The organism is Comamonas sp. Y33R10-2, assembly GCF_019355935.1.
Taxonomy (GTDB): Bacteria; Pseudomonadota; Gammaproteobacteria; order Burkholderiales; family Burkholderiaceae_C; genus Comamonas.
Genome location: NZ_CP079925.1, coordinates 575,231 through 593,057 on the forward strand (window position 1 = coordinate 575,231; position 17,827 = coordinate 593,057).

General features: G+C 52.9%; 17 protein-coding genes and 1 tRNA gene. 12 read left to right on the forward strand and 6 right to left on the reverse strand.

Features of this window, described 5'->3' with window-relative positions:
• Nucleotides 1–2: 2 nt before the first annotated feature.
• The 6 genes from KUF54_RS02490 to KUF54_RS17345 all read right to left on the reverse strand — a co-directional run bounded on the left by KUF54_RS02490 (nt 3) and on the right by KUF54_RS17345 (nt 7,615).
• A complete protein-coding gene (locus KUF54_RS02490) occupies nt 3–533 on the reverse strand; it encodes a type IV pilin protein (protein ID WP_304518282.1) in 531 nt (176 codons plus the stop codon).
• Nucleotides 530–4,978, reverse strand: a complete 4,449-nt coding sequence (locus tag KUF54_RS02495) for a pilus assembly protein (RefSeq protein ID WP_255576238.1) — start codon at nt 4,976–4,978, stop codon at nt 530–532. The genes KUF54_RS02490 and KUF54_RS02495 overlap by 4 nt, the downstream gene beginning before the upstream one ends.
• A gap of 7 nt (nt 4,979–4,985) precedes the next feature.
• Entirely contained in the window at nt 4,986–5,603 is a 618-nt protein-coding gene (locus KUF54_RS02500) for a PilX N-terminal domain-containing pilus assembly protein (RefSeq protein ID WP_219344953.1), read from the reverse strand.
• A 3-nt stretch (nt 5,604–5,606) separates the two neighbouring features.
• Nucleotides 5,607–6,635, reverse strand: coding sequence for a PilW family protein (locus tag KUF54_RS02505; protein ID WP_219344955.1), 1,029 nt, complete (start codon nt 6,633–6,635; stop codon nt 5,607–5,609).
• Nucleotides 6,632–7,285: a type IV pilus modification protein PilV gene (pilV, locus tag KUF54_RS02510; protein WP_219344957.1), complete on the reverse strand. Its 654-nt coding sequence runs from the start codon at nt 7,283–7,285 to the stop codon at nt 6,632–6,634. The genes KUF54_RS02505 and pilV overlap by 4 nt, the downstream gene beginning before the upstream one ends.
• Before the next feature lie 81 nt (nt 7,286–7,366).
• Complete coding sequence (locus tag KUF54_RS17345; RefSeq protein ID WP_255576413.1) at nt 7,367–7,615, reverse strand: hypothetical protein; 249 nt, start codon at nt 7,613–7,615, stop codon at nt 7,367–7,369.
• A gap of 268 nt (nt 7,616–7,883) precedes the next feature.
• Between KUF54_RS17345 and rpsO the strand changes: the two genes are divergently transcribed.
• The 12 genes from rpsO to nuoF all read left to right on the forward strand — a co-directional run bounded on the left by rpsO (nt 7,884) and on the right by nuoF (nt 17,820).
• Nucleotides 7,884–8,150: a 30S ribosomal protein S15 gene (gene rpsO / locus KUF54_RS02515; protein ID WP_099738165.1), complete on the forward strand. Its 267-nt coding sequence runs from the start codon at nt 7,884–7,886 to the stop codon at nt 8,148–8,150.
• Nucleotides 8,151–8,354: 204 nt separating this feature from the next.
• Entirely contained in the window at nt 8,355–10,601 is a 2,247-nt protein-coding gene (pnp, locus tag KUF54_RS02520) for a polyribonucleotide nucleotidyltransferase (protein WP_219344959.1), read from the forward strand.
• Nucleotides 10,602–10,742: 141 nt separating this feature from the next.
• On the forward strand, nt 10,743–11,750 hold the full coding sequence (locus tag KUF54_RS02525; RefSeq protein WP_255576241.1) for an NAD(P)H-quinone oxidoreductase: 1,008 nt from the start codon (nt 10,743–10,745) through the stop codon (nt 11,748–11,750).
• Nucleotides 11,747–12,493: a triose-phosphate isomerase gene (gene tpiA, locus KUF54_RS02530; protein ID WP_219344961.1), complete on the forward strand. Its 747-nt coding sequence runs from the start codon at nt 11,747–11,749 to the stop codon at nt 12,491–12,493. The genes KUF54_RS02525 and tpiA overlap by 4 nt, the downstream gene beginning before the upstream one ends.
• A 58-nt stretch (nt 12,494–12,551) precedes the next feature.
• On the forward strand, nt 12,552–12,935 hold the full coding sequence (gene secG, locus KUF54_RS02535; RefSeq protein ID WP_219344963.1) for a preprotein translocase subunit SecG: 384 nt from the start codon (nt 12,552–12,554) through the stop codon (nt 12,933–12,935).
• Between the two features lie 120 nt (nt 12,936–13,055).
• Nucleotides 13,056–13,140 (forward strand) — tRNA-Leu (locus KUF54_RS02540).
• 79 nt (nt 13,141–13,219) lie between these two features.
• On the forward strand, nt 13,220–13,579 hold the full coding sequence (locus KUF54_RS02545; RefSeq protein ID WP_219344964.1) for an NADH-quinone oxidoreductase subunit A: 360 nt from the start codon (nt 13,220–13,222) through the stop codon (nt 13,577–13,579).
• A 22-nt stretch (nt 13,580–13,601) separates the two neighbouring features.
• A complete protein-coding gene (locus KUF54_RS02550; RefSeq protein ID WP_219344966.1) occupies nt 13,602–14,081 on the forward strand; it encodes an NADH-quinone oxidoreductase subunit B family protein in 480 nt (159 codons plus the stop codon).
• 9 nt (nt 14,082–14,090) lie between these two features.
• Complete coding sequence (locus KUF54_RS02555) at nt 14,091–14,702, forward strand: NADH-quinone oxidoreductase subunit C (RefSeq protein ID WP_219344968.1); 612 nt, start codon at nt 14,091–14,093, stop codon at nt 14,700–14,702.
• A gap of 30 nt (nt 14,703–14,732) precedes the next feature.
• Nucleotides 14,733–15,986 (forward strand): NADH-quinone oxidoreductase subunit D, encoded by a 1,254-nt coding sequence (locus KUF54_RS02560; RefSeq protein ID WP_219344969.1) that lies wholly within the window; start codon nt 14,733–14,735, stop codon nt 15,984–15,986.
• Complete coding sequence (nuoE, locus tag KUF54_RS02565) at nt 15,983–16,471, forward strand: NADH-quinone oxidoreductase subunit NuoE (protein ID WP_219344971.1); 489 nt, start codon at nt 15,983–15,985, stop codon at nt 16,469–16,471. The genes KUF54_RS02560 and nuoE overlap by 4 nt, the downstream gene beginning before the upstream one ends.
• Nucleotides 16,471–17,820 carry an NADH-quinone oxidoreductase subunit NuoF gene (gene nuoF, locus KUF54_RS02570; RefSeq protein ID WP_219344973.1) on the forward strand — a complete coding sequence of 450 codons (1,350 nt, stop codon included), beginning with the start codon at nt 16,471–16,473 and terminating at the stop codon, nt 17,818–17,820. Before nuoE ends, nuoF begins: the two co-directional genes overlap by 1 nt.
• Nucleotides 17,821–17,827 lie beyond the last annotated feature (7 nt).

The window sequence follows — 17,827 nt, forward strand, 5'->3', positions numbered from 1 at the left end:
ATTTATGGCCAGCACAGTCTCGGATTCGAGGATGACGCTGTCCCCGTGCAGGTTTTGGCTCCGCTGCTCGTCATCTCTAAATTACCGGCCTTGGGATCTGATTTGATAGGTGTTGCGACGACTTTGACGCAGCTCGCGATGGATAGTGTGGTTCCGCCAGACCCACTGCAGGTTTGAGCGGAGAGCAGATAGCTGGCACTGGCCAAGTTATCTCCTGCAAAAGTTTTAAAGGGCACACTGCTTGCGGTAACGCCACCGCAGGCAGTGGAGGGGGAGGGGGCGCTTGCTGTGGCTACACCACTGCTGCTAGTGGTAAATCCCACATAGCAGTTTCTTTGGGTCATGTAGCGCTCTTGTTGTTGCAGTAACTCTGCAATGGCCGAGCGGGCTTGTGCGCGCCTGCCTTTGAGGACCGACTCCGTGTACGAGGGGTAGGCAACCGCAGCCAGGATGCCGATGACAGCCACAACAATCATCAACTCTAAGAGAGTGAAGCCACGCTGACTTTGATTTTTCATCATTTCATATTTCATGGTGTGGCATTCTTCATGTCTTGATAATTATGAATCTGACGCCAATTGATACGTCCAATGGTTTGAGAAATCACGGCGGACTGGCCGCTGGCATTGGCACCTGTTTGGCCAATGCTGAGACCTCGTTTGGTATAGGATCGCTGTCTTCTTCCTGTGCTATCGCTTTTGCTTACGGTTGTCTCGTCTTGGTTCAAAAAGAAGACTGAAGGGCCCAATACCCCAACGGTGGAGGTTTTGTATTGACCTTGACCGTTACTGATATTCATTAGGTAGGAGTTTCCGCTTCCTTGGTTGCTGGAGCAGCTACCTGCTGTTGCGCCGGATGAGCCGGGTATGACGGTGTTGAATGACGCATTCAATATTCCAAGGTCAGCAATATTGCTTACAAGCTTCTCGCCAGTTGTTGGTAGATCGAAATACCAACCAGAACGTTTCGTTGTATCAGAGGCGGAAGAGGCTCTGCCCCATTTGAATGCTGGGACGGTGATGACTTTGGTGGTTGTGTTAACACTGCCCACTGCCAATCGGCCTCGACCTGCAATGGCGCCATCGGAAGCAGTCGATGTGTCAACTGAGGTTGAGTTGTTATCGTAAATTACATAGAAACTATTGGTTGAGCTTGAAATATTGTCTGCGGATTCCAAATATTTGCCAGTGCCAAATGCGATATAGAAAGTTTCTACGCCACTGACCAATGGTCCTGGGAAAATTGTAGGAGCTGCAGAAATGGATTGCACATTAGCAGCAGTACTTCCATCCTTGGCGATGTAAAGGGGGGCTGCAGTTGTACTATTTCCACTACCTCTTTTGATATAAGAAAGTCCATTCAAATTCCACGATGTAGTAGCTTTTTCTGCAAATCTAAGCTTCCACAGATTTCCATAAAAATCACCTGTATAAATATCTGTAACTTCTCCATTGGTTCCATACAGCGCTGAGAAGTTGGCCACACCAGTAGCCTTGGTAGATTTAAGGCTGGAGTCCGCAGTCAGGGATATTTTAAAATAGTTACTGCCGAGTGCCCATGCAGATCCTGCTGGCTTATCGAGTGCCAATAAGAAGATGGCAGGGTCACCCGTGGCGCTAAAGGGGCCACCTGTTCTCTCGGGCTTATAGTTATTCACGCCACTTCCTACTACCGCAAACCAGCGATAAGTGGCAGGGGTGGCTGTTCCGCTGGTTTTAAATTTCAGTATTTGAGGCTGTCCAATCACTTGTCCCAGGTCCGCATCATCATCGCGGGTGAATTCCCACATGACATTGGATGCAGTGAAGCTGCCAGGATTTGTGACATCCAGAGAGAAAACTCCAGAGCCACCGCTTCCAGTACCTCCAATCAAAACCGTTTTCCAGTCAGCCGCAGTGCCATTGTTCGCAACTTGGGCTTCTCCTACGGCCAGTGGTGCATCCACATAATTTTGGTGGCTGGTGGTGAAACCAGAGTCTGTCAAGGCAGCCAACTTGGGGCCTAGCCAACTGGGAATATATCCAAAAATTTCATTGCCATTGCTGGCATTGAATGCGTGCAGCATCCCATCATTTGCACCTGCAAATACGCTGGGCGTGCGTGAGGCATAAGCGGTACGGAAAGCGCTATATCCAGTGCCTGTATATGCGTTACTTGGTACTCCGGAGTAAACAACATTGGAATTGACAATATCTCCGAGCAAGCTGCTTCTGACTCTGAAAGGCGAGCCTTCTTGTGAGCGGTCGCCTCGGATGTAATTGAGCCTTTGCTCTCCTCGGGTGTCTCCAGACGATGTGGGGCTCAGCTTGCCGAGATCCGTTTGAAGTTGCGAGCTGATTGTGGACCATGTGAAGCTAGTGGCGGCGGGGTTGGAGGTGCTGCCACTTGCGCCAACGACGATATTGCGGTTAGTCGATGGGGATGTCATGGTGTTCAGCTGGTTGGACGCACTCCACAACGGTGTAGCAATCGTGACCTGATTGCTAGTATCTACGCCGATGGGTTCGGCTACAACATCGCCACTCCAATTGCTGGTATCAAATTTGGCGGAGTATGTAATGGCGCCATTGGTGCTAGATACAACGTCTGATGGTGTTGCAACGCCTGCAATACTGCGAGCTGATGTAGAGGCCCGGCTAAAGATCTCATCAAATGCTTTTAAAACGGCGCGGGCATTGCTTTGCAAATAATAGCTGGAAGCTTCACCAGGGCTTGCAGCTTTTTGCCAAACATTGTTGTTATTGGTGCCATTCTGTTGTTTGAATGGATTACCCCAGGTGTTATAAGGGCGAGCACCTTGATTCGATGGGTCGCTCTCAAATCCACCATATTTGGATGCCATGAAAAACTGATTGGCATTTTGACGCGTTGCATCGTCGTTCATTGTGCCATTTTCATTGACGTCAAACAAATAGGTCTTCACACGAAGGCCTGGGCGCTTTTTGGTCCCTGCATTTTGGGTCCAGTCTGAACCCCGAATGTCATGTGTATGGGCCCAGTATGCATAACCCATGATTTGACTGGTTCGAGAGCTTGAAGGGACCTTGCTGTTGGCTCCATTGGGATTCCCGCTGGTTTGCGTTGCACTTTGACCATCAGCATAATTTACTGCAATATTTTTTTCAAAATTTTGAACCAATGAATGCCATGTTCTGAAATTAGGGGTGTTGCTGGCTTTGGCATCCGTGGATGGGATATTTCTCCAGTCTCCATCATGGGTGTTGACATCACCAATCACAACAATATTGCTTTTGAGGCAGGAGTAATCCGAGGTGTCACTGCGACTGCCTCCATATGGATCTTCATCCCATGTCGTATAGACAGGGAATCCATCCCGCATAGCATCACTCAGGTTGGAAATAGCATCGTCAGTGGGTGGTAGGCCCTGTAAATAACGCAAACTTTGGTAATAAAGCTCTCCAACAGGGTCAAACTGTTTGTAGCGGCCCGGCATGGGGCCTGTCCGCCCAAATCGGTTCAAATAATTAATCACACCACTGATTTGCATGGAGTGATTTTCTGGGTTTTCGGCTAAAACACCGGTGTTAGCATCCCATTCAGCTTTTGAATTCCCTGTGGCAGGCGTATTGTCCTGCCCATTTTCGTTATAGGTTTTGGTTCCAACATATTTCATGGGGGCACGCAGAACACCACCGTAACGGCCGCCGTTGTAGCTGGCAGTTTGGTCCATCAAATAACCGAAAGCCGAAAGTCTGAGTTGATCGCTATATTTTTGAATAACGCCTGTTGGCTTGTAATTGCCATTAGGATACTGACGGCAAAGACCGTAATCCCGTGTGTCTTGAAGGACTCCACTGGTTGTGTTGCAAACTTGTACTCTGGAATAGAAAAAACCATCGCTATTTAAACTTGTAGCAGTGGGTTGCCATGTTCCGCTATATGGGCGGACATAACAGGTTTTGGCACTGCCGGACTTTGGGTCATCGAGGACTCGCCAGTAGCAAGCTGCGCCGTTAGAAGCAGGGCCTACAGTCCAGTAATAGTTGGTTTTTTGATTTCTACCGGATCCTGTGGTTTCACTTGTGCCAAACCATACTTCTTGAATGCCGGTGAATGTGCATTTGTTAGTGGCGCCATCTGTTGCGCACTGTTGAGCATCGGAAGGCAGCGCTTGAGAAGAGGTTGTTCTAGGTCCCAGCTCTGAGCCGCCGCCTCCAAGTGTGTAGGAGCTTGTGTTGGTGCAACTGCCGCCAACGGCTGTACCAAAAAATATTTTATTCAGAGTATTCGCGACAAAAATATTATTACTTCCTGCCGCAGTTCTCATGGCCGTCGGGACGGCACCAAAAAAATCGCCACCATTTCGCAAGAGCTGCTTAGATGGGAATCCGCTTCCATTCCACATGCAAACGGGATCCCCGTTTGGCAATACAGCGCGTTGAAGAATGGTGAGGTTGGGTGTATCAATATAGCGGTCACCACCAGACAGTGCGAGTCTCAGCATGTCAATGGCGGAACTGCTGGACCAGTTCAGAAAATTGCCGCTGAATGCATTGGTGCACTGCCTGGAATTGGCGGGACCCGATCGGTCAAAACGCTTGTAGTCTGCAGCGGTTTTACCCGTTGGAATTGTTTCAGTCGGCGTATCGTTATACGTATAGCAGCTTTCTGCATCATAGTAGCCAAGGTACTCGTCAGTATTGCTGTACGTGTTGACCGCATCAGTCGCGGCTCTTGCAATGTACTGAGCTCCCACGGTTGGGTACTCGACGGAAAGTGCCAATGCCATTGCAGGCTTGTCGACAGTAACAGCCGCATAAAGCGGTTCATTTGCCAAGCCTACTGCTGGGATGGTGGGTGGTGTGCCTGACCCATAAGCGATCAACGAAGTAATAGCCATAATAGGTATGGCACTCCAAGCGATCACGGATCGTGCAGAGCGCGGGAGAATATGTTTCAAATGCATTGATTGAAAAATATTTCGAATATTGGAAGGCGAGGTGTTATTTTTTGACATGTGTACCTCAGTTCCTGTAAAGCATTTGCACGACTGCTTGTGTTTCTGGGTTGGGACCAAATCCAATGGCAGTCACACGATAGATGTATTTAATTTCAGTGGGCTTTGCTGTGCGGGCAACATCAGGATCGGGGATCGCTTCAATTACGTACCTAGGTGGTTTGGCAGGCTGTATGCCGGCACCTCCTGATGGGAAAATACGGCTGGTATATGTTCCAAATGCAGCGGTTGCAGCAGTATCGCTAGAGTCTGTAAAGTCAACAGTAAGCCAAGCGGGTTTCCCGGCTAAATTTTGGCTGCAAAGACCAATGCTTTGTGAGCTATTGCCACAATTGGCAATAAATTTAGAGATATCGGTTTGACCAATTTTGAAAATGGTATTTCTTTTGTTGGTGGAGGTAGAAGGTAGACCTTCTATATCAAACTCCGCATCGACCAAGGCTGCCTCACTACCTTGCCAGGCGATTTGATAATCTCGATCGTTTCTGGCACTTTTTTCGGCCATCATGGAAATCTGGACCCCGCTGATGCCCAAAATTGAAACTATGACCAAGATTAGCAAAACCACCACCAAGGATGCACCTTGCTGGTTTCTAATTTTGCGATTTTCAATAACGGTATTCATGGCTTACAGATCCTCTTGGTAATTGCGCAAATGGATCGTGAATGTGACAACCTGACGCAGTCGGCCATCTACTGCTGGTGTGAAGGTCGTGCCAGGATCATTACTTGCTTCGAAGGCACTTCCTGCGGTTCCTGAGGATGAGCTCTTGGCTTCTCCGAGGGGGTAAAAGGTCTGAGTTGTTTTGTCGATGGCAGAGCCTGCTCTGGCTCGTAAAACCATGCCGATTCGAATGCTGCGTACACGTTGCCAGTTGGCTGTAGTGGCTGCGGTGTTGCCAGTGACGGTTAGCTGGTCTGCGCGAAGGTAGCGTTCTGGAACGGAGTCCGCTGTGGATGCTGGAATGGGAACCGTGCTATTTCCTGGGGCAATGCCATCCACGCCATATAGCACCTGAAAATTTTCCACACCCTGCACCAAAGGTTGAGAGTCGTAATTGGCTGCTCCAGTGTCGGAGCGTGAGCACATGAGAGAGGGTTCTCCATTGGCTACGCCAATATGAAGAATGCTGACAATGCGATCCTGTCTGTCTGTTGGTATTGCCGTAGGGCTAATTCCCATGCAGTCAATCATCGTGCCGTCTGAGGTTGTTGAACTGACGGCAGAGGTGCTTACCTGATATCGCAAAACTAAAATATCACTGCCATACCCAACAGAGCCTGATGCGCGAGTCGTACCTGCATCCCAGGTGTTGCTGATGGTTCGGGAGGCATTGTTAAGGCCAAAAACATTGGGGGCGGGAGTGTCTGAAATACCGTCAGTGCTGGTAGGTTGACTGGTTGCTGCGAATTGCAGGCTTTTGAAACCAGCTTGTGTTCCGATGCGCTGTAGCAAATCCTGTGCAAAGCGGCCGTTATCTCTGAGCTGTGCGGCTGCATCGACATTGGTAAAGCCTTGTCGAGCAATAAATAGCGCCCCAGCTGCCGCCATGCTGATGAGTAAGGCTAGAACCATGGCAACCATCAACTCAACAAGCGTCAAGCCGTGCTGGCGTGCCCTTGCGTGCACTTTGGATAGGGAATAAATGCGCTTCATGATGCGCTACCGCTGGTTACCGGGAAAATGATTCCTGGGCGTGAATTGGTGTCGCTGGCTTGTTCAAATGCACTGTTTCCCGTCAAAGTTCTATTGGTGCTTGACTGTGTCCAGCCGATTTTGATGTAGATAATTTCGCTTGCCCCGGTGGCTGTGCAGGACCATTGCGCTAACCCATCGCTGGTATACGGAGTGCCATCAAGGCACACAGAAACGCGAGCACTGGGTAAAGAGGCATCAACACGCGCAAGCCAGTCCGACATTTGTGCCGCTGCTACGTCGGTAGTAGATGAGCAGCCGGTACTAGCATTGCTAACGCTGAGGCAATACGATGGGCTGCTAATGCTGAGGCTGCCTGTGCTGAAAGCGCCCAAATAGGGGTTATCGGTTGCGGTTGCTTTGACAGCGATCTGTCTATTGCTACGCATCATCTCGGCCAGCTCTCTTGCGAGGGTGGTTGCCTGATTTTGCAGGCGTGCTTCTCGGTTGGCTTGCAGTGCAAATGCCTGCATGCCTACCATGCCCAGAAGTCCGAACGAAAAAATAACAATCGCCACCAACACTTCAATCAAGGTGAAGCCGTGTGAATACGGGCGGTAGTTCTGCTTGCGTCGGCGCAGCAAGGGACTGGCAATGAAGGGTCTCAGCATGTAACCATGCTAAGTAAATATAGAGATTTTGTGTCTACCGTTGGTGGCTTGAATCGCACCGTTCAGTAAGATATTGCCCGGTTAACGTCGGGTATATCCCGCACAAGCCCCTGAATTGGGCCGTCCTTGGCATTCTCGATATAGGCGCCGGTCACGTTCTGCAGTCCTCTCTTCTGAGCCGCTGCGTGTGTTTTGAATTTTGATACGGTTGCTTTGTCGTTTTTCGGCTTTGCTGTGACTGCCCGCAAAGCTGGTGCAGGGCAAAGTAGATAGGGCTGCAGCAACAATGATGAGGCTCAGGAGTTGTGCAAATAGAACTGCAGGTCTCATTGCTGGCGTGATTCGTGAAGCTTTTGTCATGTGCATTCTCTTGATGGGGAGTTTGCATTTTTGAGCCACGGTGTGGCTTTGTTAGCAAGGGTTTTCAGGGGGCGCTTGGCCTGGTAAGTCACTTACAGGGTGGAAAAAAGAGAGTCTTTGCAGCTCTTGATATAATTGACAGGTTTTGCATGGTGCAAGACGCACGCTGAGGCCTTTCCAGCCTTGGCGCAAGTAACCAAGGCGCTCCTTGCTGAGTGCCAAATCTAAGGAAAATAAAATGATCGCTGCCTCTATCAAGGCTGAAGTTGTTAAGGCTAACGCTCGTTCCGAAAACGACACTGGTAGCCCAGAAGTGCAAGTGGCTCTGTTGACCGCTCGCATCAACGAATTGACTCCTCACTTCAAGGCTAACGCTAAGGATCACCACGGTCGCCGCGGTCTGCTGCGTATGGTGAGCCGTCGTCGTAAGCTGCTGGACTACCTGAAGTCCAAGGATGCTGAGCGTTACACCGCTTTGATCGCCAAGCTGGGCCTGCGTAAGTAAGCACGGTAAATGATCAAAACGCCTGAGTTAGATACCTAGCTCAGGCGTTTTTTACTTCGGAGTTGGCAAAACAGAGCGAAGCTGTGTCATTCCAATGCTGCATTATTGATAGCATTTAGTGCAGGTTTGGAATGGCATCGTGTTCTGTTTGCACTCTAAAACAAGGCTGGATGAAGACATCCAGCTATCAAACAAGGAGTCTCTATGACCATGTTCAATAAAGTTACCAAGACTTTCCAGTGGGGTCAGCACACGGTCACCATGGAAACCGGCGAAATCGCCCGTCAAGCTTCCGGCGCTGTGCTGGTCAACATCGATGACACCGTGGTTCTGGCCACTGTCGTGGGTTCCAAGATCGCTAAGTCGGGTCAAGACTTTTTCCCCTTGACCGTTGACTACATTGAGAAGACATACGCCGCCGGCAAGATCCCTGGTAGCTTCTTCAAGCGCGAAGCCAAGCCTTCGGAGCACGAAACTCTGACCTCGCGTCTGATCGACCGTCCTATCCGTCCTCTGTTCCCAGAAGGCTTCTACAACGACGTGCACGTGGTCATCCACACCATCTCGTTGAACCCTGAAGTGGATGCTGACATTGCCGCGATGATTGCAGTGTCCGCCGCTTTGTCGGTGTCGGGTTTGCCTTTCAGCGGCCCTATCGGTGCAGCCCGCGTGGGTTACATCAACGGCGAATATGTGCTGAACCCCGGTCAAACTCAGCGCAAGGATTCGCTGATGGATCTGGTCGTTGCCGGTACTGAATCTGCCGTGCTGATGGTCGAGTCCGAAGCCAAGCAACTGACTGAAGAGTTGATGCTGGGTGCTGTGGTTTATGGCCACGAACAAAGCCAGATCGCTATCAATGCCATTCACGACCTGGTGCGTGAAGGCGGCAAGCCCGCTTGGGATTGGACTGCTCCTGCTAAGGACGAAGCCCTGATCGCCAAGGTCGCTGAGCTGGGTGAAGCCAAGCTGCGCGCTGCCTACCAAGAGCGTAACAAGCAAGTTCGCACGCACGCTAGCCGTCTGGCTTACGCCGATGTGAAGGCTGGCTTGGCTGCACAAGGCGTGGCGTTTGACGGCGTCAAGGTTGAGAGCATGCTGTTCGACATCGAAGCCAACATCGTGCGTTCGCAGATTCTGGCGGGTGAGCCGCGTATCGACGGCCGCGACACTCGCACCGTGCGTCCTATCGAAATTCGCAACTCCGTGCTGCCCCGCACCCACGGCTCCGCTCTGTTTACCCGTGGTGAAACCCAGGCTCTGGTGATCTCTACTCTGGGTACCGAGCGTGATGCACAGCGTATCGATGCGCTGGCTGGTGAGTTCGAAGACAACTTCCTGTTCCACTACAACATGCCTCCCTTTGCCACCGGTGAAGTGGGCCGCATGGGTTCGACCAAGCGCCGCGAAATCGGTCACGGTCGTTTGGCCAAGCGCGCTCTGGCCGCTTGCCTGCCTACCAAGGAAGAGTTCCCCTACACCATCCGCGTGGTGTCGGAAATCACGGAATCCAACGGTTCTTCGTCCATGGCTTCGGTCTGCGGCGGCTGCCTGGCCATGATGGATGCTGGTGTTCCTATGAAGGCACACGTGGCTGGTATCGCCATGGGTCTGATCAAAGAAGACAACAAGTTTGCCGTGCTGACCGACATCCTGGGTGATGAAGATCACCTGGGTGACATGGACTTCAAGGTGGCCGGTACTACCAACGGTATTACTGCGCTGCAGATGGACATCAAGATCCAAGGCATTACCAAGGAAATCATGCAGGTCGCTCTGGCTCAGGCCAAGGAAGCGCGCATGCACATCTTGGGCAAGATGCAAGAAGCCATGGGCGAAGCCAAGACCGAAGTTTCTGACTTCGCTCCTAAGCTGTTCACCATGAAGATCAACCCTGAGAAGATCCGTGACGTGATCGGTAAGGGCGGCGCGACTATCCGTGCGCTGACCGAAGAAACCGGCACCCAGATCAACATCTCGGAAGACGGCACCATCACCATTGCTGCCACTGACGGCGCCAAGGCTGAAGCTGCCAAGCTGCGTATCGAGCAGATCACCGCTGAAGTCGAAATCGGCAAGATCTACGAAGGCCCGATCGTCAAGATCTTGGAATTCGGTGCTCTGATCAACCTGTTGCCCGGCAAGGACGGTCTGCTGCACATCAGCCAGATCGCTCACGAGCGCGTGGAAAAGGTCACCGACTACCTGCAAGAAGGCCAAGTGGTCAAGGTCAAGGTTCTGGAAACAGACGACAAGGGCCGCGTCAAGCTGTCCATGAAGGCTTTGATCGAGCGTCCTGCTGGCATGCCTGAGCGTGAGCCTCGCGAGCCTCGCGAACAGCGTGAGTACCGCGACCGCGCTCCTCGTCAGAACCGCGATTCCCGCGAGAGCCGTGAGCCCCGCGAAAATCGTGGCTTTGCTGACGACCAGCAGCAGCAACAGCAGCAGTAATCGCTGAGCAGGAGTCCATCTTCGGGTGGACTCCTGTTTTGTTGATAGCTACGTGGCTTTGATTGATTAGTCCTGATTTGATAGCAGCTAGTCTTTATTGAATAAGGACTAGAGGCTTGTTTTATTGATAACAGCCTGAATATGGAAATGAACACAATGCGAGCGGTGGAAATCACCGGCTACGGCGCGCCTGACGTGCTGCGCATGGGTGTGCGTCCCATGCCTGTGGCGGCTGAGGGTGAGGTGCTGATTCGCGTGACCGCGAGCGGTATCAATCGCCCTGATGTGATGCAGCGCAAAGGTCATTACGCGCCGCCTCCCGGCGCTTCGGATCTGCCGGGGCTAGAGGTTGCGGGTGTGATCGTTGCGGGCGATGAGTCGGCAATGGCTCAAGCGGGCTTTAAGCTTGGCGATCGCGTTTGCGCGCTGGTGGCGGGTGGCGGCTACGCGCAGTTTTGCACTGCCCCTGTTGTCCAGTGCTTGCCAGTACCAGCAGGTCTGACGGATGTGCAGGCAGCGGCTTTGCCGGAGACCTTTTTTACGGTCTGGAGCAATGTGTTTGACCGGGCGGCTTTGCAGCCTGGTGAAACTTTGCTGGTGCAAGGCGGCGGCAGCGGCATTGGCGTTACTGCAATTCAGGTGGCGAAGGCCTTGGGCTCTAAAGTGATTGTGACTGCTGGCAGTGATGCCAAGTGCAATGACTGCTTGGGCTTCGGTGCGGATCACGCCATCAATTACAAAACTCAGGACTTCGCGGCTGAAGTGCAGCGCATCACAGCAGGCGAGGGCGTTAATGTCATTTTGGACATGGTTGCAGGCGACTATATTGCGCGTGAAGTGCAGTGCTTGGCGCCTGATGGGCGCTTGGTCATCATCGCCGCTCAGGGTGGCGTGAAGGCTGAGTTCGATGCAGGTCTTGTGCTGCGTAAGCGACTGACTATTACGGGGTCAACGCTGCGTCCTCGCTCAATTGCCTTTAAGGCTGCGATTGCGCAGGCGCTCAAGCGCAATGTCTGGCCTCTGTTGGAGTCCGGCAAGGTGCGTCCAGCCATTTATCGTGAATTTGATGCTGCTGACGCGGCGCAGGCTCATGCGCTGATGGAGTCTAGTCAGCACACCGGAAAAATCGTTTTGACGTGGGAAACATGAAGCAAAAACTCATTGTTGGCAATTGGAAGATGAACGGCAGCTTGGCTGCTAATGCTGCTTTGCTGCAGGCCATCAAGCAGGGCTTGCCCGCTGATAACAAGGCAGGTGTGGCTGTGGCAGTACCCGCACCGTATCTGGCTCAAGTCCAGGCAGAACTTGCAGGTTCTGCTATCAGTGTGGGAGCGCAAGATGTATCGCAACACGAACAGGGCGCCTTTACTGGCGAGGCTTCGGCCACCATGCTCAAAGAGTTTGGCGTGCGTTATGCGTTAGTCGGTCACTCCGAGCGTCGTCAATACCACGGCGAAACGGATGCGGTTGTTGCTGCTAAGGCGCAGGCGGCTTTGTCCAAGGGCATCACACCTGTTGTTTGCGTGGGCGAGACTTTGGCTGAGCGTGAAGCCGGCCAAACTGAAGCGGTGGTCAAGCGTCAACTCGCAGCGGTGATTCACCAAGTGGGTCCATGCGTGAGCGAGTTGGTCGTGGCTTATGAGCCTGTTTGGGCGATTGGCACCGGCAAGACTGCAACACCTGAGCAAGCTCAACAAGTCCATGCTGTGCTGCGTGCGCAGCTGGCAGCGGCTAGCGACAAGGCGGCTCGCGTACCTTTGCTCTACGGCGGCAGCATGAATGCAGCCAACGCCGAGCAGTTGCTCGCTCAAGCGGATATTGATGGCGGTTTGATCGGCGGAGCAGCGCTGAAGGCCCCTGACTTTCTCACCATTATTGCGGCTGCGCAATAATTCGTTTATGCCGCACCTTCGGTGTGGCGCTCCATGATTCAGATAACTAGGTTTTGATATGAACGTCTTATCCAGCGTCATTCTCGCGGTGCAAATGCTGTCCGCTTTAGCCATGATTGGCTTGATCCTTATGCAGCACGGCAAGGGTGCCGATATGGGCGCTTCCTTCGGCGGCGGTGGCTCATCGGGCAGTTTGTTCGGCGCATCTGGTAGCGCTAACTTTTTGTCGCGCTCCACTGCGGCTCTGGCCACCGTGTTCTTCGTGGCTACTTTGGCTTTGGCTTATCTGAGCAACGTTCGTCCAGCAAGCTCGGGTAGCGTGCTGGAAGGCGCGGCTGCGACTGTGCCTGCCTCTTCGGCCCCCGCAGCGGCTACTGGTGCTGATGCGTCTGTGCCTGCTGCCGCTCCTGCTGAGGGCGCCGCGCAGATTCCTACAAAATAAATTTGATAAAAGCTTGAGGAACTCTAAATCAAAGGGTTTTTCAAGCTAGAATTCAAGGATTGCTCGGGGGTCAAGATCTTTGCAACGAAGATGCCCTTGATTGCTGAGCTTTGAGACGATGCCGTCGTGGTGGAATTGGTAGACACGCTATCTTGAGGGGGTAGTGGCGAAAGCTGTGCGAGTTCGAGTCTCGCCGACGGCACCAACACATAACTAAAAAACCTGCCCTGCTGATCAGGCAGTGATCGGTGAGGCTAGTGTTTGAAAAAAACAGGGCCCACTCGATGAATATCGATCAGTACCTTCCCGTTCTTCTGTTTATTCTCATTGGCATAGCCGTGGGCGTAGTTCCTCTCGTACTTGGTTACGTGCTGGGACCCAATCGTCCAGACGATGCTAAAAACTCCCCTTACGAATGCGGTTTCGAAGCGTTTGATGACGCTCGAATGAAGTTCGATGTGCGCTACTACTTAGTCGCCATCTTGTTCATTTTGTTCGACTTGGAAATCGCATTTCTATTGCCCTGGGCTGTCGCTCTTAAAGACGTTGGCGGCGCGGGCTTTGTTGCTGTTCTGATCTTCTTGGCCATTCTGGTCGTAGGCTTTGCTTACGAGTGGAAAAAAGGCGCCTTGGATTGGGAATGAGTAGCTTCACTGAGGAAATACGATGATCGAAGGCGTGATGAAGGAAGGCTTTGTCACCACCAGTTACGATACGGTGGTGAACTGGGCCAAAACAGGGTCGATCTGGCCCATGACGTTTGGCCTTGCCTGTTGCGCGGTGGAGATGATGCATGCAGCCGCAGCGCGCTATGACATTGGACGCTTCGGCTCTGAAGTGTTCCGTGCCAGCCCCCGCCACTCCGACCTGATGATTGTTGCCGGTACGCTGTGCAACAAGATGGCCCCGGCAATGCGCAAGGTGTATGACCAGATGTCCGAGCCCCGCTGGGTCATCTCCATGGGCTCTTGTGCCAATGGCGGTGGTTATTACCATTACAGCTATTCAGTGGTGCGCGGCTGTGATCGCATCGTGCCAGTGGATGTCTATGTACCTGGTTGCCCCCCGACAGCGGAAGCGCTGATCTACGGCATCATCCAGCTGCAGCAGAAGATTCGTCGTACTCAAACCATCGCTCGCGTTTAAAGGGTCGAAATGACTGCAATTGCGATTCACCCCGAAAAGCTGCGCGACGTTGTGACGGCGGCTTTAGGCGACAAGGTTCGCTCCATCACTTTGGCTTATGGCGAAGTGACAGTTGAAGTGTCTGCCGATCAGTATTTGGATGTGATGCAAATCTTGCGCAATGCGCCTGATTGCAAGTTCGAGATGTTGCTGGATCTGTGCGGTGTGGATTACTCCACCTATGCAGAAGTCGGCAAAGATGGTCCACGCTTTGCTGTAGTGTCCCATCTGATGTCTCTAACGCTGAACCAGCGCTTGCGCGTTCGTGTGTTCTGCGCTGATGATGATTTCCCCGTCGTGGCTTCGATTAATCCGATCTGGAGTGCTGCCAACTGGTTCGAGCGCGAAGCGTTTGACTTGTTTGGTATCGTATTCGAAGGTCACGAAGACCTGCGTCGCATCTTGACCGATTATGGTTTCATCGGTCATCCATTCCGCAAGGATTTTCCCTTGTCTGGCTATGTGGAAATGCGCTACGACGCCGAAGAAAAGCGAGTGGTCTACCAGCCCGTCACGATTGAGCCTCGCGAAATTACGCCACGCATCATTCGTGAAGAAAACTATGGCGGAGGCCTGCACTAAAGGGCGCGCAGCGCCTTTTAACGGAAGACCATGGCAGAAATCAAGAACTACTCCCTGAACTTTGGTCCGCAGCACCCGGCCGCGCACGGTGTGCTGCGTCTGGTGCTAGAGCTCGATGGTGAGGTGGTGCAACGCGCCGACCCTCATATCGGTTTGCTCCACCGTGCGACCGAAAAACTGGCCGAAAGCAAGACGTATATCCAGTCGCTGCCCTATATGGACCGCCTGGATTACTGCTCGATGATGAGCAACGAGCATGCTTACTGTTTGGCTATTGAAAAGTTGATGGGCATTGAAGTGCCTATCCGTGCCCAGTACATCCGTGTGATGTTCTCGGAAATCACCCGCATCATGAATCACCTGATGTGGCTGGGTTCCTCAGGTAACGATGCTGGCAGCTCCACCATCTTGATCTACAGCTTCCGCGAACGCGAAGCGCTGATGGACATGTATGAAGCCGTTTCGGGTGCTCGTATGCACGCGGCTTACTTCCGACCAGGCGGTGTATACCGCGACCTGCCGGACAGCATGCCTCAGTACAAGGCCAGCAAGGTACGCAATGTGCGCTCCATGGAAGCCATGAACGAAGACCGTAAGGGTTCGTTGCTGGATTTCATTGACGCCTTTACGCAGCGCTTTCCCAAGTGCGCTGATGAATACGAAACACTGTTGACAGACAATCGTATTTGGAAGCAGCGTAACGTCGGTATCGGCGTGGTAACTGCAGAGCGCGCTATCAATTTGGGACTGACTGGTCCTATGTTGCGCGCTTCTGGCCTGCCCTGGGATATGCGCAAAACGCAGCCCTACGAGGTCTATGACAAGCTGGACTTTGATATTCCAGTGGGTGCTACAGGCGATTGCTACGACCGTTACTTGGTGCGCATGGCTGAAATGCGCGAGTCCAACAAAATCATCAAGCAATGCGTGGATTGGCTGCGTGTCAATCCAGGCCCGGTGATTACGGACAACCACAAGGTTGCACCTGCAAGCCGCGAAGCCATGAAGTCCAACATGGAAGAGCTGATTCACCACTTCAAGCTCTTTACTGAAGGCTTTAAGGTTCCTGAAGGCGAAGCTTATGCTTCCGTCGAGCACCCCAAGGGTGAGTTCGGCATTTACTTGATCAGCGATGGCGCCAACAAGCCTTATCGTTTGAAAATTCGTCCACCAGGATTTGCGCACATGGGAGCTCTTGATGAGCTGTGCCGTGGTCACATGCTGGCTGATGCCGTGATGGTGCTCAGTACCCTGGACATCGTGTTTGGAGACGTTGACCGATGATTACCGAAGCGACCAAAGAACGCTTTGCGCGTGAGGTGGCCAAGTACCCGGCTGAACAAAAGCAGTCGGCTGTCATGGCCTGTCTAAGCATCGTGCAGCAAGAGCAAGGCTGGGTGAGTGCAGAAAGCGAAGCCGTCATTGCCGATTACCTCGGCATGCCTGCGATTGCTGTACACGAGGTCACCACGTTCTACAACATGTACAACCAGCACCCTGTTGGCAAGTACAAGTTAAACGTGTGTACCAATCTGCCATGCCAGTTGCGCGACGGCTACAAGGCCTTGCACCACCTGGAAGGCAAGCTGGGCATCAAGATGGGTGAGACCACGACTGATGGCATGTTTACGCTGCAGCAGTCTGAGTGCCAAGGCGCTTGCGCAGACTCCCCAGTGTTGCTGGTCAATGACCGTCACATGTGCAGCTTCATGACCAATGACAAGCTCGATGAGCTGGTCGACGGTCTGCGTGCCGCGGAGGGCAAATAATGAGCTCCGCAGCACAAAACGTACTGGCCAAGTTTGCCTCGACAGGTGAAGAGACTTGCTTTCACAACCGTCACATCAACCCGCAAATCTGCGCTGATCTGAATGGCAAGAACTGGTCCATCAAGGACTACGAAGGCCGCGGCGGTTACCAAGCTCTGCGCAAGTTACTGGGTAAAGATGGCGGCGAAGGTCTGACGCAAGATCAGGTCATTGCCACGGTCAAGGAGTCCGGTCTGCGAGGCCGCGGCGGCGCTGGCTTCCCTACGGGTCTGAAGTGGAGCTTTATGCCCCGTCAGTTCCCCGGTCAAAAGCACCTGGTGTGCAACTCCGACGAGGGCGAGCCCGGCACCTGCAAGGATCGCGAGATCCTCATGCACAACCCCCATATCGTGATCGAAGGCATGATCATTGCGGCTTACGCAATGGGCATCAGCATTGGTTACAACTACATCCACGGTGAAATCTTCGAAGTCTATGAGCGCTTCGAAGCCGCACTGGAAGAAGCCCGCGCTGCTGGCTTCTTGGGTGACAACATCATGGGCAGCAGCTTCAGCTTCCAGCTGCACGCACACCATGGTTTTGGCGCATATATCTGCGGTGAAGAAACCGCGCTGCTGGAATCGTTGGAAGGCAAGAAGGGTCAACCCCGCTTCAAGCCACCATTTCCCGCCAGCTTTGGTCTGTACGGCAAGCCTACAACCATCAACAACACCGAAACATTCGCAGCTGTGCCTTGGATCATCCGCAACGGTGGTCAAGCCTACTTGGAATGCGGCAAGCCTAATAACGGCGGCACCAAGATCTATTCGGTCAGCGGTGACGTGAATCTGCCTGGCAACTATGAAGTGCCCATGGGCACGCCTTTTAGCAAGTTGCTGGAGTTGGCTGGCGGTGTGCGCACCGGCCGCAAGCTCAAGGCGGTGATTCCTGGCGGCTCCTCGTCGCCCGTGCTGCCTGCTGACATCATGATGCAATGCACGATGGACTATGACTCCATCTCCAAGGCCGGCTCCATGCTGGGCTCGGGTGCTGTGATCGTGATGGACGATTCGCGCGACATGGTTGAAAGTCTGCTGCGCCTGTCGTACTTCTATTCGCACGAGTCCTGCGGGCAGTGCACGCCTTGCCGTGAAGGTACAGGCTGGCTGTGGCGCGTGGTGAACCGTATTCAGCACGGCGAAGGCCGTCCGGAAGATATCGAGCTGTTGGATTCGGTATCCGTGAACATCATGGGACGCACAATTTGTGCGTTGGGCGATGCGGCAGCGATGCCGGTGCGCGCCATGATCAAGCACTTCCGCCACGAGTTTGAAGCAAAGATCCAGAACGCTACCAAGCAGGCTGCGTAAGCGGACT